General features: G+C 64.3%; 15 protein-coding genes. 8 read left to right on the top strand and 7 right to left on the bottom strand.

Annotated elements, in window-relative coordinates; genetic code table 11:
* The first annotated feature begins 18 nt into the window (after positions 1-18).
* From pbpC to CK227_RS18310, 6 genes are all read left to right on the top strand, one after another.
* On the top strand, positions 19-2,109 hold the full coding sequence (gene pbpC, locus CK227_RS18335; protein WP_245318174.1) for a penicillin-binding protein 1C: 2,091 nt from the start codon (positions 19-21) through the stop codon (positions 2,107-2,109).
* On the top strand, positions 2,102-2,833 hold the full coding sequence (locus CK227_RS18330; RefSeq protein ID WP_095773867.1) for a M15 family metallopeptidase: 732 nt from the start codon (positions 2,102-2,104) through the stop codon (positions 2,831-2,833). Before pbpC ends, CK227_RS18330 begins: the two co-directional genes overlap by 8 nt.
* A gap of 204 nt (positions 2,834-3,037) precedes the next feature.
* Entirely contained in the window at positions 3,038-4,066 is a 1,029-nt protein-coding gene (locus CK227_RS18325; protein ID WP_095773866.1) for a sulfate ABC transporter substrate-binding protein, read from the top strand.
* Between the two features lie 83 nt (positions 4,067-4,149).
* Positions 4,150-5,001 (top strand): sulfate ABC transporter permease subunit CysT, encoded by an 852-nt coding sequence (gene cysT, locus CK227_RS18320; protein WP_095773865.1) that lies wholly within the window; start codon positions 4,150-4,152, stop codon positions 4,999-5,001.
* Positions 4,994-5,878, top strand: coding sequence for a sulfate ABC transporter permease subunit CysW (gene cysW / locus CK227_RS18315; protein ID WP_095773864.1), 885 nt, complete (start codon positions 4,994-4,996; stop codon positions 5,876-5,878). Before cysT ends, cysW begins: the two co-directional genes overlap by 8 nt.
* Before the next feature lie 72 nt (positions 5,879-5,950).
* A complete protein-coding gene (locus tag CK227_RS18310) occupies positions 5,951-6,991 on the top strand; it encodes a sulfate/molybdate ABC transporter ATP-binding protein (protein WP_010910344.1) in 1,041 nt (346 codons plus the stop codon).
* 52 nt (positions 6,992-7,043) lie between these two features.
* On the opposite strand, the gene CK227_RS36765 is transcribed toward CK227_RS18310, so the two are convergent.
* On the bottom strand, positions 7,044-7,217 hold the full coding sequence (locus tag CK227_RS36765; RefSeq protein ID WP_179296479.1) for a hypothetical protein: 174 nt from the start codon (positions 7,215-7,217) through the stop codon (positions 7,044-7,046).
* On the opposite strand from CK227_RS36765, the gene CK227_RS18305 reads away from it, so the two are divergent.
* Positions 7,216-8,202, top strand: coding sequence for a sulfate ABC transporter substrate-binding protein (locus tag CK227_RS18305; RefSeq protein WP_095773863.1), 987 nt, complete (start codon positions 7,216-7,218; stop codon positions 8,200-8,202). The two genes, CK227_RS36765 and CK227_RS18305, sit on opposite strands and share 2 nt — an antisense overlap.
* Positions 8,203-8,452: 250 nt before the next feature.
* Entirely contained in the window at positions 8,453-8,902 is a 450-nt protein-coding gene (locus CK227_RS18300) for an Rrf2 family transcriptional regulator (RefSeq protein WP_095773862.1), read from the top strand.
* A gap of 82 nt (positions 8,903-8,984) precedes the next feature.
* Here CK227_RS18300 and CK227_RS18295 read toward each other — a convergent pair whose 3' ends face one another.
* The 6 genes from CK227_RS18295 to CK227_RS18270 form a co-directional block, all read right to left on the bottom strand.
* Positions 8,985-9,533, bottom strand: a complete 549-nt coding sequence (locus CK227_RS18295; RefSeq protein ID WP_095773861.1) for a gluconokinase — start codon at positions 9,531-9,533, stop codon at positions 8,985-8,987.
* Positions 9,534-9,649: 116 nt separating this feature from the next.
* Entirely contained in the window at positions 9,650-10,636 is a 987-nt protein-coding gene (locus CK227_RS18290; RefSeq protein ID WP_095773860.1) for an ABC transporter permease, read from the bottom strand.
* Positions 10,633-11,613, bottom strand: coding sequence for an ABC transporter permease (locus CK227_RS18285; protein ID WP_095773859.1), 981 nt, complete (start codon positions 11,611-11,613; stop codon positions 10,633-10,635). The genes CK227_RS18290 and CK227_RS18285 overlap by 4 nt, the downstream gene beginning before the upstream one ends.
* Positions 11,610-13,157 carry a sugar ABC transporter ATP-binding protein gene (locus CK227_RS18280; RefSeq protein WP_095774027.1) on the bottom strand — a complete coding sequence of 516 codons (1,548 nt, stop codon included), beginning with the start codon at positions 13,155-13,157 and terminating at the stop codon, positions 11,610-11,612. Before CK227_RS18280 ends, CK227_RS18285 begins: the two co-directional genes overlap by 4 nt.
* Before the next feature lie 80 nt (positions 13,158-13,237).
* The gene (locus CK227_RS18275; protein WP_095773858.1) at positions 13,238-14,365 is read right to left on the bottom strand and encodes a sugar ABC transporter substrate-binding protein; all 1,128 of its coding nucleotides are present in this window, start codon (positions 14,363-14,365) and stop codon (positions 13,238-13,240) included.
* A gap of 308 nt (positions 14,366-14,673) precedes the next feature.
* Positions 14,674-15,702 (bottom strand): LacI family DNA-binding transcriptional regulator, encoded by a 1,029-nt coding sequence (locus CK227_RS18270; protein WP_095774026.1) that lies wholly within the window; start codon positions 15,700-15,702, stop codon positions 14,674-14,676.
* Between the last annotated feature and the right edge of the window lie 73 nt (positions 15,703-15,775).

The raw sequence follows: 15,775 nt of genomic DNA, 5'->3' as shown, positions 1-15,775 counted from the left end.
CGGATGAGGGGCGGCGCCATGCTCTCGCAAAAATTGCTCCGTCGCGCAGCGATCGCCGCAGCTTCCTGCGCCGGCATTCTCGCGGTGTCCGTCGCCACCCTCTGGGAACTCGACCGCGCCTTCCCGCCGCCGCTGCCGGCGGAACTCACGGTCTCGACCGAAGTCCAGGACCGCGACGGCCAGCTATTGCGCGCCTTCGCCACGCCGGACGGCTACTGGCGGCTCGAAACCCGGATCGACCAGGTCGACAAGCAGTTCGTCGATATGCTGGTCACCTATGAGGACAAACGCTTCTGGGACCATCAGGGCATCGACGTGCTGGCGCTTTGCCGCGCAGCCGGCCAGTTCGCCGCCAGCGGCCACATCGTCTCTGGCGGCTCGACCCTGTCGATGCAGCTGGCCCGTCTGATCGAGCCGCGCGAAAGCCGCAGCCTCGGCTCCAAGATCAAGCAGATGCTGCGCGCCATCCAAATCGAGCGGCGGCTCTCCAAGCGCGAGATCCTCGAACGCTATCTGACGCTGGCGCCCTATGGCGGCAACCTCGAAGGCGTGCGCGCCGCCTCGCTTGCCTATTTCGGCAAGGAGCCGAAGCGACTCACCGTTTCGGAAGCCGCCCTGCTCGTCGCGTTGCCCCAATTGCCGGAGAAGCGCCGGCCCGACCGCAACCTCGCAATCGCCCATGCCGCCCGTGACCGCGTGCTGACCCGCATGGTCTCGTCCGGCCTGATCGGCGAACGCGAGGCCGCGCGCGCCGCCCTTGACGACGTGTCGGGCCTGCGCCGCGCCTTGCCGGCGCTTGCCCCGCACGCCGCCTATGCGATGCTGCCCAGGGCCGTTCCCGGCGAGCCGCTCAAGCTGACGATTCGCAAGAGCGTTCAGGAAGGACTGGAACAGGTGGCCAGGGACGCCGCGACCAAGCTCGGACCGCGTCTGTCCGTCGCCATGGTGCTGGCCGATTCCCGCACCGGCGACATTCTGGGCGAAGTCGGCTCGGCCAATTTCTTCGATGCCAGCCGCTCCGGCTGGATCGACATGACCAAGATCGTGCGCTCGCCCGGCTCGACGCTGAAACCGTTCATCTATGGCCTCGCCTTCGAACAGGGGCTGGTGGCGCAGGAAACGCTGATCGAGGACAGCCCGGTCGATTTCGGCGGCTACCGGCCCAAGAATTTCGACATGGGCTATCAGGGCGATGTCAGCGTCCGGCAGGCACTGCAATTGTCGCTCAACGTGCCGGCGATCCGCGTGCTCGATGCGGTCGGCCCGGCGCGGCTGACCGCGCGCTTCCGTCAGGCCGGCGTCAACCCGATCCTGCCGGTCAACGAGGCGCCGGGCCTGGCCATCGGCCTCGGCGGCGTTGGCGTCACGCTGCGCGATCTCGTCCAGCTCTATACGGGGCTCGCCAATGGCGGCAAGACGCACACGCTGCATGACGGCACCGAGCCGACGAATGCCGAGCGCACCACCGCCACCATCCTCAACGACCAGGCGAACTGGCAGATCATCGACATCTTGTCGGGGGTCAAGCCACCGGAAGGCGCCTTGCAGCGCGGCATCGCGTACAAGACCGGCACCTCCTACGGCTACCGCGACGCCTGGTCGGTCGGCTTCGACGGCCGCTACGTCTTAGGCGTCTGGGTCGGTCGCCCGGACGCCAGCGCCGTGCCGGGCCTTTCCGGCTATGTCTCGGCCGCTCCCATCCTGTTCGAGGGCTTTGTCCGCTCAGGCCTTGCGACCGTGCCGCTGCCGGGCAAGCCGCCCGGCGCCTTCACCCCCAAGCGCGAGGAGTTGCCGGTGACGCTCGCCCGCTTCGGCGCTGGCGCCGATGGCCTGGTGCAGGCGACGCCGACCGAGCCCGCGCCGACGATCATCTTCCCGCCGGACGGCGCCCGCGTCGACCTCGCCACGAATTCCGCCGACGCCACGCCGCTGGTGCTCAAGCTGCAAGGCGGCCGTGCGCCGTTCCGCTGGCTTGCGAACGGCAAACCGCTGGTTGGCATCGACCGCCGCCGCACCGCGACCTGGCAACCGGACGGCACCGGTTACTCGACGCTGACCGTGATCGACGCGGCCGGGCGAGCGGCCAGCGTGAAAGTGTTCGTTGAATAGAGTGAGCCAGGCGATTCTGCGCGTTGGCTTTTATGCGCTGACGGTTGTCGCTTCCGTTCTGCCGGCACATGCCGAGGGCCTCCCCGCCGGCTTCGTCCGCCTCGTCGATATCGCCCCGTCCATCCGCCAGGACATCCGCTACGCCGGCGCGGACAATTTCCTGCACCGCAAGGTGACCGGCTACGACGCACCACTCTGCATCCTCACCTCGCAGGCGGCGCAAGCTCTTGCCGGCGTCCAGCAGGCAATCGCCGCTCGAGGCCTGACGCTGGTCGTCTTCGACTGCTACCGCCCTGCCCGTGCCGTCGCCGACATGGGCGACTGGACGCGACAAGGCGGGCCGCCCGATCCGCAATGGTATCCCGGGGTTCGGCGTGGCGACCTCATCGCCAAGGGCTATGTTGGTGAGTTGTCGACCCATTCGCGCGGTTCGACCGTCGATGTCGCGATTGCGCGGGCCGACGGCCCATCCGTCGCCAAACCCGCCTGCGGCGCCATCGATGCCGATACGCTCGACTTCGGCAGCGGTTTCGACTGTTTCGACCCGACGAGCGAGACGGCGCATCGCCCGCTCGGCAATGAAGCGACAGCAAACCGCAAGCTGCTCGTCGAGGCCATGCGTGCCGGCGGTTTCAAGAACTACGCGCGGGAATGGTGGCACTATACGCTCCGGCATGAGCCCCTTCCCACCCAGCGCTTCGATTTCCCGGTGAGCGCCGAGTGATTTGCCGGACCATGCGGCCTTGCCTCGGCACCGCGCATCCCTAGTTAGGACCTCGAATCCGCGCCGGGCGCCGGCGAGGAAAATATTTCCCGATGCGGCAGGAGATCGTCGAAGATTTTCTTCAGGAGGGCAAAAAAGGCAACATTCGATGCATCTAATTTCTATCAATTCGCTAGATTTGGCCCGGGTTCAACGGAGGCAGAAATGACCAAACCTCATTTCCGGAAACTGCTCGGCGCACTGGTCGCCACATCTGTCCAGTTCGGCACGCTCGGTTTCGCGTTTGCCGACACCACCATCCTCAACGTGTCCTATGATCCGACGCGTGAGCTCTACAAGGCCTATGACGAGGCCTTCGCCGCCCACTGGAAAGCCGAGACCGGCGAGGCGATCACCATCCAGCAATCGCATGGCGGATCGGGTGCCCAGGCCCGCGCCGTGATCGACGGCCTCGACGCCGATGTGGTGACGCTGGCGCTCGAGGGCGACATCAACGCAATCGTCTCCAAATCGAAGAAGATCAATCCCGACTGGCGCAAGAAATTCGAAAACAATTCAGCGCCTTACACCTCGACCATCATCTTCCTGGTCCGCAAGGGCAATCCCAAGGGAATCCACGACTGGAGCGACCTGGTCAAGGACGGCACCCAGGTGATCACACCCAATCCGAAGACCTCCGGTGGCGCCCGCTGGAACTATCTGGCCGCCTGGGCTTACGCCAACGCCCATGATGGCGGCGACGAAACCAAGACCAAGGAATTCGTCGGCAAGCTCTACGCCAATGCCCCGGTTCTCGACACCGGCGCGCGCGGCTCGACCGTCACCTTCGCGCAAAAGGGCATCGGCGACGTGCTGATCGGCTGGGAAAACGACGCCTATCTGGCGCTCGACGAATTCGGTGCCGACAATTTCGAGATCGTCTATCCGCCGACATCGATCCTGGCCGAGCCGCCGGTGGCTATCGTCGACGCCAACGTCGATGCCAAGGGCACGCGCAAGGTGGCCGAAGCCTATCTCGGCTGGCTCTATTCCAAGGAAGGCCAGACGATCATCGCCAAGAACCACTATCGTCCGGCCAAGCCCGAACTGGTGGCGCCGGCGGATCTGCCCAAGACCCCCGACATCAAGCTGATCTCCATCGACGATCCGCTTTTCGGCGGCTGGAAGAAGGCGCAGCCTTATCATTTCGGCGATGGTGGTATATTCGACCAGATCTACAAGCCGGCCCAGTGAGGTTGGGCAGAGCCCGAAGAAGCCCGTGAATGCGCTTCTTCGGCGACAATCTGGTTGAGTGAGAAGGGACGATCCAGAACTCCATGACCACAGCACCCGCTCAGGCGGGGTGGCGATTCAGGCAGCCGAGTGTCATTCCAGGTTTCGGATTGACGCTCGGCTTCTCGCTTGCCTACCTCACCCTCGTCATCCTCATTCCGCTGTCCGGGCTGATCTGGCGCTCGGCCTCGCTCGGCTGGGCTGAATTCTGGGCGATCGCCAGCGACCGCCGCACCATCAATGCGCTGGAAATCAGCTTCGGCACCGCCTTCCTCGCGGCGGCCGTCAATGTCGTCTTCGGCACGCTGGTCGCCTGGGTACTGGTGCGCTACCGCTTTCCCGGCCGCCGCATCGTCGACGCCATGGTCGATCTGCCCTTCGCCCTGCCAACCGCGGTCGCCGGCATTGCGCTCACCACGCTGTATGCGCCGAATGGCTGGATCGGCAAATTGCTGATGCCGCTCGGCGTCAAGGTTGCCTACACGCCGCTTGGCATCGTCGTGGCACTGGTCTTCATCGGCCTGCCCTTCGTCGTGCGCACGGTGCAGCCGATCATGGAGGAGATCGACAGGGAGGTGGAGGAAGCCGCCGCCACGCTTGGCGCCAACCGCTTCCAGATCATCACCCGCGTGCTGTTTCCAGGCCTGGCGCCGGCCATCATCACCGGCTTCTCGCTGGCCTTCGCGCGCGGCGTCGGCGAATACGGCTCGGTTATCTTCATCGCCGGCAACCTGCCCTACAAATCCGAGATCGCGCCGCTGCTGATCGTCATCCGGCTGGAGGAATACAATTACCCGGCGGCGACCGCGATCGCGGCGATCATGCTGGCTCTATCGTTCGTCATGCTTCTGGTCGTCAATCTCGTGCAGACATGGAGCCGCAAGCGCTATGGCTGATCCCGAAATCAAATCCTACGAACCCTACCATGAGAGCCGCTCGGCGGCGGTGACGGAAAGCCGTCCCGCGCAAGCCGTGCTGATGGCGATCGCTTTTGTCTTCCTCGGCGTCTTCCTGCTCTTGCCGCTGATCATCGTCTTCCACGAGGCGCTGGCGAAAGGCATCAGTGCCTATACGCTGGCATTGGGCGAGCCGGACGCTCGCTCGGCCATCCGTCTGACGCTGCTGGTCGCAGCGATCTCTGTGCCGCTCAATGTCGTCTTCGGCATCTCCGCTGCATGGGCGATCGCCAAGTTCGAGTTCAAGGGCAAGGCGTTTCTCACCACGCTGATCGACCTGCCCTTCTCGGTCTCGCCGGTCATCTCGGGCTTGGTCTATGTGCTGCTGTTCGGCGCGCAAGGGTTGCTCGGTGAGTGGCTGAAGGCGCATGGCATCCAGATCCTGTTCGCCGTGCCTGGCATTGTGCTGGCCACCGTCTTCGTCACCTTCCCCTTCGTCGCTCGCGAACTGATCCCGCTGATGCAGGAACAGGGCAATGGCGACGAGGAGGCCGCCCTTTCGCTCGGCGCCAATGGCTGGCAGACCTTCTGGTATGTCACGTTGCCCAACGTCAAATGGGGCCTGCTCTACGGCGTACTGCTTTGCAACGCGCGCGCCATGGGCGAATTCGGTGCGGTGTCGGTGGTGTCGGGCCATATCAGAGGCCTGACCAACACCATGCCGCTGCATGTCGAAATCCTCTACAACGAGTACAATGCCGTCGGTGCTTTTGCCGTCGCTTCACTGCTTGCCGGGCTGGCGCTCGTCACGCTGGTCTTGAAAACACTGCTCGAGATGCGCTACGGCGCCGAACTCGCCGCGACGCGCGGACACTGACTAAATGCATGTCGCCCAAAAGTGGGAGCCGGTTTTGGGACAACGACATGCATCAACTACAAAGGGATTTGTATGGAAGTTCGCGTTGCCAACGTGCGCAAGGAGTTCGAGCGGTTTCCGGCGCTCCATGACGTGTCGCTCGACATCAAGTCGGGCGAGCTGATCGCCTTGCTGGGGCCGTCCGGCTCCGGCAAGACGACGCTGCTCAGGCTGATCGCCGGGCTGGAACGGCCGACGCGCGGCAAGATCTTCTTCGGCGACGAGGATGCTTCGCAGAAGTCGATCCAGGAGCGCAATGTCGGCTTCGTCTTCCAGCACTATGCGCTGTTCCGGCACATGACGGTGGCCGACAATATCGGCTTCGGCCTGAAAGTCCGGCACGGGTCCTCGCGGCCACCGGCGCAGGAAATCCGCCGCCGCGCCTCCGAGCTTCTCGACCTCGTCCAGCTTTCGGGGCTGGAAAAGCGCTATCCGGCACAGCTCTCCGGCGGCCAGCGCCAGCGTGTGGCGCTGGCGCGTGCCATGGCGATCGAACCCAAGGTGCTTTTGCTCGACGAGCCGTTCGGCGCTCTAGATGCGCAGGTGCGTCGCGAACTGCGCCGCTGGCTGCGCGAGATCCATGACCGCACCGGCCACACCACCGTCTTCGTCACCCACGACCAGGAAGAGGCGCTGGAGCTTGCCGACCGCGTCGTGGTGATGAGCCAGGGCCGCATCGAACAGGTCGGCACCGCCGACGATATCTACGACACGCCGAACTCGCCCTTCGTCTACGGCTTCATCGGCGAATCGAGCTCGCTTCCCGTCAAGGTCGAGAATGGCGAGATCTGGCTCGCCGACCGCCCGATCGGCCTGTCGGCGCCGCACGCGCCCGAGGGCGAGGCGACGCTGTATTTTCGCCCGCACGATGTCGAACTGCTCGACGGCTGCAGCGGCTGCATCGCCGGCACGGTCGCAGCCAGTCGCCGCGTCGCCGGCACACGGCGCGTCGAACTCGAAATCGGCGGCGAGCGCCAGCGGGTCGAGATCGAGCTGCCTGTCGGCCATCCCGCGGCCCAGAAGAGCCGGGTGGCGTTCCGTCCGGGGCGTTGGAAGCTGTTTCCGGCGGCGTGAGACCACGGCGACTTTGGTATGCCAAAGGGACATCTCGCCCGATGGCAGTGACCTAATCTTTCATCCGCAATACAGCATGACCCTCTTGAAAGAAAATCCTACGATCCACCTGTTCGGGCAACAGTTTTTCTAGCAACAAGACCCAGGCCCTCGCCTCGATGCCTCGCCCCGCCCCCTGCGCCACGGCTATGGTTAGCATACGCATTGCATCCGGAGCCTTTTTCATGAAGCGATTTTTCCTCGGCGTTGCCACTGTTGCCGGCCTGTTCCTCGCATCCTCCCAAGCCTGGTCGGCCGACAAGCTGCTCAACGCCTCCTATGACGTTGGCCGCGAACTGTTCGTCCAGGTCAACAAGGCCTTCGTCGCCGGACATCCGGGCGTGACCGTCGACCAGTCGCATGCCGGCACCTCGGCGCAGGCGCGCGCCATCGCCGAGGGCCTTGGCGCCGATGTCGTCACCTTCAACCAGGTCACCGATGTCGATTTCCTGGTCAAGAAAGGGCTCGTCTCCGCCGACTGGCAGAAGGATTTTCCCGACAATGCCTCGCCCTTCTATTCGCTGCCTTCGTTCCTTGTGCGCGCCGGCAATCCCAAGCACATCAAGGACTGGAACGATCTGGTGCGCGACGACGTGCAGGTGATCTTCCCCAACCCGAAGACCTCCGGCAATGCGCGCTACACCTATCTGGCGGCCACTGCCTACGCTAAAGAAGCCTTCAAGGGCGACGACGCCAAGGTGAAGGAGTTCATCACCAAGCTGTTCAACAACGTGCCGATCTTCGACACGGGTGGCCGCGCCGCGACCACCACCTTCGTGCAGCGCGAGATCGGCGACGTGCTGATCACCTTCGAATCCGAGACGCGCGGCATCCGCAAGGAGTACGGCGACGACAAGTTCGAGCAGGTGACGCCCTCGGTCAGCCTGCTCGCCGAATTCCCGGTGGCGATCGTCGACAAGGTCGCCGACCAGCACGGCACGCGCGAACTGGCCAAGACCTATCTCGATTTCCTCTACACGCCGCAGGGCCAGGACATCCTCGCCCAGAACGGCAACCGGGTGCGTGATGCGGCCGTCGCCGCCAAATACAAGGCCGATTTCCCACAGGTACGCCTGCTGACTGTGGAAGACGTCTTCGGCGGCTGGGACAAGATCCAGAAAGAGCATTTCGCCCCGGGCGGCCTGCTCGACCAGGCCTATGGCAGCCGCTGACGGGTTGCCTTATGGATTGAACAGATGAGGAAAGCCGGCAATGAGCCGGCTTTCTTCGTTTCTGCCATCCGCCGGGACGAATACGGCGCCATCCCGGCAAAACGTTACAAAGAATCAACGCGTTTGTGCCTAACGTGCCATTCGGCGTCTTGTTTTCGCGAAATATCATCGCGCGGCGAAACCGTCATTATTTGCACACAAACAGCCGCCAGATGCGGGGTGGTTGGGGCTTCAACGGGTTGACTCGGGCATGCTGACAAAAAAAGGCAAATACGGCCTCAAGGCCCTCGTGCATCTTTCCGGCTTGCCGGTCGGCCAATTGGCCTTCGTCAACGACATCGCGGTCGCCAACAACATCCCGAAGAAATTCCTCGACGCCATCCTGGGCGAGTTGCGCAATGCCGGCTTCGTCCAGAGCCGCAAAGGCAAGGAAGGCGGCTATCGCCTCGCCCGCCCTGCCTCCGAGATCAAGATCGGCCATGTCGTACGCGTGCTGGACGGCCCGCTGGCGCCGATACCCTGCGCCAGCCGCACGCAGTACCAGCGCTGCGAGGATTGCGACGAGGCGACCTGCCAGGTCCGGCACATGATGCTGGAAGTGCGCCAGGCGATTGCCGAGGTGCTCGATAACAGAAGCCTCGCCGCCATGCGCGATGCCGATAACGACGATTTCCCGGTCGAGCTGTCCTCGCAGATTTAGATCGACGGCCAGGGGCGGCGTTTGTCATCGTAAGATTCCATGATCGCCCATGGCGATGCCATGACAGGCGACGGGTACCGGCTCATGAATTGGCCAGCAGATGCATTGCGTCCGCGACGACATCGGCGACGGGACGCGTCGCGTCGATCGTCAGCGCCCGCTCATCGCTGCGCGGCGGCTCAAGGATGGCGAACTGGCTGTCGACCAGGCTTGCCGGCATGAAATGGCCCTTGCGGCTGGCGACCCGCTGCCTCGCCGTCGCCGGGTCGATCTCCAGATAGAGGAAGATGAGGTCGGGGCAAAAACCGCGCAGGCGCTCGCGGTAGCTGCGCTTCAGCGCCGAGCAGGCCGCGACCACGCCCTGCCCTTCGCCGATCGACGTCGCGATGCGCTCGCCGATGGCGTCGAGCCAGCCTTCGCGCAACTGGTCGGTGAGCGGCTCCCCGCTTGCCATGCGCGCCACATTCTCCGGCGGATGCAGCCTGTCGCCTTCAATGAAGACGGCATCCAGTCCGGCCGCCAGCGCGATGCCGACAGCCGACTTGCCGCAACCGGCGACACCCATCACCACGATGGCCGGGGGCGCCGCGCCGGGAACGCCCGCCGGCGCCTGTGCTGCTTCTTCGTCCACGGCTAGAGCATGATGCCGAAAAGTGTGAAGCGGTTTTCGGACGACATCATGCTCTATCTCCTTGATTTAGAGGAGGATTCAGATTTCAGGGCGATTCGGCCTGAAATCATCCGGCTCTAGCGGCTTGCCGGCGCGCGGCCGTAGAGCAGCAGCATGGCGACGATGACGACGCCATAAATGATCTGCCGCCCCGCCTCCGGCATCTGCATGACCGACAGGATGGATTGCAGCAGCGTGATCAGGATGACGCCGGCGACGGTGCCGAGATAGGAGCCGCGCCCGCCCAGGATCGAGGTGCCGCCAAGCACCACGGCGGCGATCGACGGCAAGAGATAGGCATCGCCCATCGACTGCGCCGCCTTCGAGGCATAGCCGGCCAGCAGCACGCCGCCGAAGGCCGACAGCCCGCCGGAGACGGCGAAGGCGATCATCACCACGCGCCTTGTGTCAATGCCGGAGAGATACGCGGCGCGCTCGCGGTTGCCGATGCCGTAGACGGTGCGGCCAAAGCCGGTGCGGGTCAGCACGAAGACCATCGCGGTCCCGATCAGCGCCCAGATGATGACGGCGTTGGGAACGCCCGGAATGGCAAAGCCGGTGGCGAGGTAGCGCATCGCACCCGTGGCCGAATCCTGGGGCGAGAAGCCGCCGGTGTAGACCACCATCAGCCCTTGCGCGACGGCGTTGGTGGCGAGCGTGATGATCATCGAGGGAATGCGCAGATAGGCGACGCCGATGCCGTTGACGATGCCGATCAGCACGCCGCAGAAGATGCCGAACGGAATGGCCAGCGCCACGCCGAGCGGACCGTAGGCCGCCGCCGCGCAGGCCATCATCGCACCCGCCGCAACCGACCATGGCACCGACAGGTCGATCTGGCCGAGCAGGATGACCAGCATCATGCCGGTGGCGATGACGCCGAGGAACGAGGCCACCTTCAATTGCTGCAGCAGATATTCAGGCGACAGGAAGCTTCTGGAATAGAGGCTGCCGAGGAACAGCAACAGCACGATGCAGGCGAACGCAGTCAGCACCGCCGGATCGGCGCGGCGGATGAATTTCGGCATGCGGCCGGCGATACCGCCCAATGTCGTTTCGCTCACAGGAACCACTCCAGCCGGTTGCGGACCCGAAACAGGGCGAAGGCGCCGAGGCTGACCGCGATCAGCAGGATAACGCCCTGGAACAGCGGCTGCCAGAGCGGATCGAAATCGAACACGAACAACAGGTCGCCAATGGTGCGGAAGGCCAGCGCGCCGAAGATGGCGCCGATGGCGCTGCCCTTGCCGCCGAACAGCGAGACGCCGCCCAACACCACGGCGGCGATCGAAAACAGCGTGTAGGCGTTGCCGCTGGCATAGGCAGCATCGCCCGTATAGGTGAAGAAGGTCAGGAACAGCCCGCCGATCGCCGCCAGCAGCCCGGCCAGCGTGTAGGCGGCGAATTTGCCGCGCCTGATCGGCACGCCCGACATATAGGCCGCCGTCTCCGACGATCCTGCAGCGTAGGCAGCGCGGCCAAGCACCGAGCGGCTGAACGGCACCCAGATCAACAACACGATGGCGAACAGCACGACGAGGCTCGCCGGCACCACATCGAAGACGCGTCCGGTCATCGCATCGGCCAGATCCTCATTGACCGAGCCACCCGGGAAGGGCCGCAGCAAAAGGCCGATGCCGTAATAGACGGCCCCGGTGGCGATGGTGGCGACGATCGGCTGCAGCCGGCCGTAGATGACGATGGCGCCGTTGACGGCGCCGCACAGAAGACCGACCGCCAGCACGGCGATGACGCCGAGCGTCGTCTGCATGGGCGTGCCCACCACCAGCCAGGAGGCCAGGCAGTTGGTCAGGAGAAAGATCATGCCGACGGATAGGTCGATGCCGGCGGTGATCACCACCAGCGTCTGCGCCATGGCGACGAAAGCGAGCAGCACGCCCTTGTTCGCCGCCGTCTGCACCACATTGGCGGTGAAGCCGGCCGGATGGTTCGAGGTGTAGATGATGAACATGACGATGAAGATGCCGAGCGCCAGCAGCGTTCCGCGCTGCTCCGCCAGCCAGTAGCGCCAATCCTTCACGCGCTTGCTCCCAGGCCCACCGGGCTCTCCTCGCCATGGATGTTGAGCGCGCTTGCAATCAGCGCCCGCTCGGTGATCTCGGCGCCGACCAGTTCGCGCTTGACCGCGCCGTCATAGAGCACCAGCACGCGGTCGCAGCAGCCGATCAGCTCGTCATAGTCGGTCGAATAGAACAGGATCGCGGCCCCGGCGTCCGCCAGCTTGCGCATCAGCTGATAGAGCTCCTGCTTGGTGCCGACATCGATGCCGCGCGTCGGATCGTTGAGCAGGATGATGCGCGGCTGGCGCATCAGCCATTTGGCGATGACCACCTTCTGCTGGTTGCCGCCCGACAGCGCGCCGACCGGGATATCGAGACCCGCCGTCTTGATCGCGAGCAGGCCGACCATGTCGTCGATCAGCCGCTGCTCGGCGGCGCGGTCGATGATGCCGCCTTTGGACAGCCGGTCGAGCGCGGCGAAGGACAGGTTCTCGCGCACTGTCATCGGCAGCATCAGTCCTTCGGTCTTGCGGTCTTCAGGAATGAGCGCCATCCCGATACGGTCCTCGCGGGCCGCCGCGGGACTGCTGATCGCCACCGGCTTGCCGTCGATCAGCACCTCGCCGGAAAGGCCGCGCAGCACACCGAAGAAGGCTAGCAGCAATTCGCGCTGGCCCTGGCCGTCGAGACCGCCGAGGCCGACCACCTCGCCTGCCCTGACGGTCAGCGAGATGTTGTGCAGCCGGTCGGTCCAGGAGAGCTTGCGGGCTTCAAGCCTGGGTGCGGCTGTAGCCGGCACGGCCGCCGGCTTGGGCGGGAAGATGTGACTGTATTCGCGGCCGATCATCAATTCGACCACCTCATTGTCGCTCTTGGAGCCGGCCTTGTAGCTGGCGACATTGCGGCCATTGCGGAACACCGTGCACTGATCGGCAAGTTCGGCGATCTCGTTCATGCGGTGCGAGATGTAGAGCAGTGCCAGCCCTTCCGCGCGCAGCCGCTTCAGGACGCCAAAAATCTTCGAGACATCCGCCGCCGTCAGCGCCGAGGTCGCCTCGTCGAGGATGAGAATGCGCGGCTTCCTGGCCAGCGCCTTGGCGATCTCGACCATCTGCCGGCGCGACAGCGGCAGATCCTTGACCAGCGCCAGCGGATGGATGTCGGCCGCGCCCGCGCGCGCCAGCGCCTCCTCGGCGATGCGTCGCTGTGCCCCGCGGTCGATCATGCCGAAGCGTTTGGGCGGATCGGAAATGACGATGTTGTCGGCGACGCTGAGATCTGGAACCAGCGACAGCTCCTGGAAGATGCAAACGATGCCTGCCTGGTTGGCGGCGGCCGGCGACAGGAAGGTCACCTCCCGGCCATCCAGCGTCATGCGGCCCTCATCAGGCGCCACGACACCGGCCATGACCTTGATCAATGTCGACTTGCCGGCGCCGTTTTCGCCAAGGATGGCGTGGATGCTGCCGGCTGTGACGACAAGCTCCGCCTTTTCCAGAGCTCGCACGCCACCATAGCGCTTGGATATGCCTTCCATCCGGAAGAGCGGAACCGCACTGTCCATCGGCCCTCCCCGGGGCGCTTTGATCATCAGCATATCAGGTGACCGGCGCCGCGGGAGATCCCACGGCGCCGGGAGTGCAGCTACTGGTCCGCCTTGGTCTGGCCCATGATTTCCTGCGCGGTGAAATTAATGCCGCAGGTCGGGAAGGAATTGCCGACGAAGAAATTGTCGGATTGGTCGGGGAAGAAATCCTGACCTGCCTTGAAGTTCGGATCCTCGACGATGGCAAGCGGCAGCTTGACCGACTGCGGGACGACATTGCCTTCAAGCGCTGCGATCGCCGTCTTGATGGCAACCGCCACCTGCGCCGGACCGGTACCGGCTGACGAGCATTTCAACCCGTCGGCCGCGTGGGCCGCGCAGAACTTGCGGAAGCCGTTCTCGGTCTCGCCGCCGAACGGCACGAAGGGATGCTTGGCATCGATCATCGCCTGCACGATACCGGTGTCGCCGCCCTGCCCGGTAACGCCGTCGAAGGGGCCGTTGGTGGCGATCGCATCGGCCGAAGCTTTTTGCGCGACGCCGTCATCCCACTTGCCGACGACCTCGGTGACGGCCCATTTCTTGCCGGAGGCATCGAGAACCTCGTGGATGCCGTTGTGGCGATCAGTGTCGACCGAGGTCCCGGCAACGCCGCGCACTTCGAGGATCTTGCCGCCATTCGGCACATGGGAGATCAACCATTTGCCCCATAGTTCGCCAAGACCCTTCTGGTCGACATTGACGTTGATGGCGTCCTTGGTGTCGAGAATGTTATCGAAGGCAACCAGCACGACGCCGGCTTCCTTGGCGCGCTTGATCACAGGCCCGAATGCGGTCGGGTTCTGCGCGTTGACAACGATCGCGTCATAACCGGAATCGATGAAGTTGTTGATCGCCGAAATCTGCGCCGGCACGTCCTCACCGGTCGAGACGACCTTGAATTCCTTCAGCTTCGCGGCGACGTCCTTCTGTGCCGCATAGGCCTTTGCGGTCTGCACCATCTGGATGCGCCAGGTGTTGGCGATATAGCCGTTGGCCAGCGCGATGCGGTACGGCCCGGCCTTCTTGGGGAACTTGAAGAATTGCGTGTCGGCTGCCCAGGGCGCGAAACAGTCAGGCTCGGCAGCCGGACCCTTGACGATTTCGGGACCCGCAGCAATCGCCGACGAGCTCAACATTACGAATGCAGTGGCGGCAACGATGCCACCGACGAGTGACTTGATCATCGATAATCCTCCCGATTGCAGTTCTGATTTGTTGCTTCAGTTTTATGCAATTCCCGCGTTTCCGGCAGGCCCTCCCGCCTTGCCCAGTCACGCCTGTCAGGTGCCAACGACCTTCGCGCCAACCTCCCCTTTGCCGTCCCCATCGACCGAAGAAAAACTATCATATTATACATAATAAACAAGCGTGAGCTGTTGCTTATGTATAATAAACAAGCGGAACACTTCGGACACGAGGCTCGTTCTGAAAAATGGTAGCGCTACCATAGCGTTGTGTAAAGCGCCATTTGAGCGCCTTCTAAAAAGCGGGTTCAGCGGGCTGTACTCTCGCGGCGCTTGAGCTCGAAGCCGAGATCGACGACCCGCTCCTGCGGTCGGTCACCGGCGATCGCCGCCAGCGCCATGGCGACGGCCCGCCTGCCGATTTCGTAGCGGTAGGTGCGGATGCTGGTGATCGAGGGAAACGCCACCTGCATCATGTCGAGATCGTTGAAACCGACAATGCCGATGGTCTTGGGCACATCGATCGCGGCGCGATGGCACTCGAACAGCACGCCGAGCGCGATGTCGTCGTTGTTGCAGAACACGCCGTCGAGCGTCGGCATCTTGGCCAGGGCATCGCGGAACAATTCGCGGCCGAGCGGCACGCTGGACAGCACCGGCGTGGTGGTGATCAGGCGCGGATCGAACAGTCCGGCCTTCTCCATCGCCGCGCGGTAGCCGGCAAGGCGTCGCTGCGAGCGCGGGTCCATGCGCGCACCGATGAAGCCGATGCGGCGATACCCCACCTCGATCAGGTGCTCGGTCGCCGTCCTGCCGCCGTCGAGATGCGAGAAGCCGACCATCATGTCGATGGGATCGGGCCCGGTCTCCATCACCTGCACCACCGGGCAGCCGGCATTCTCCAGAAGTTTTCGCGAGGTTGGCGTCTGGTCGATGCCGGCGACGATCAATGCTGCCGGCCGCTGCGAGCCGAACAGCTGCAAGAGCCGCTCCTCCTCGAGCCCGGAATAGTGGGTGTTGCCAAGCTGGATGCGGAACGGACTGTCCGACAGGCTGTCATAGATGCCGCGCACCACCTCGGCGAAGACGTTGTTGGTGAGCGACGGCACCAGCACGCCGAACACCTCGGCACGCGCCGAAGCCAGCGCCCGCGCATTGGGGTCCGGCACATAGCCGAGTTCGTCGATGGCGGCCTGGATCTGGCGGCGCAGATCCTGGCTGACGCGCTCCGGCTCGCGCAGCGCCCGCGACACTGTGATGGCGCCGACGCCGGCCTTGCGCGCGACATCCGATATGGTCGGGCGGCCGCCGCCCCGGCGCGAGCGCGGCTTGATCAAGGCCACCGCCCGCGCATATGGCCGCCGAAGCGCGCCCGCAATACGATCATCTGAGCTGTCGCCATCTCACCGG

The sequence above is a fragment of the Mesorhizobium sp. WSM4308 genome, from assembly GCF_002294905.1.
Classification (GTDB): domain Bacteria; phylum Pseudomonadota; class Alphaproteobacteria; order Rhizobiales; family Rhizobiaceae; genus Mesorhizobium.
The sequence above is the reverse complement of the archived record's forward strand: the minus strand, read 5'-3'. Positions and strand labels throughout refer to the sequence as shown.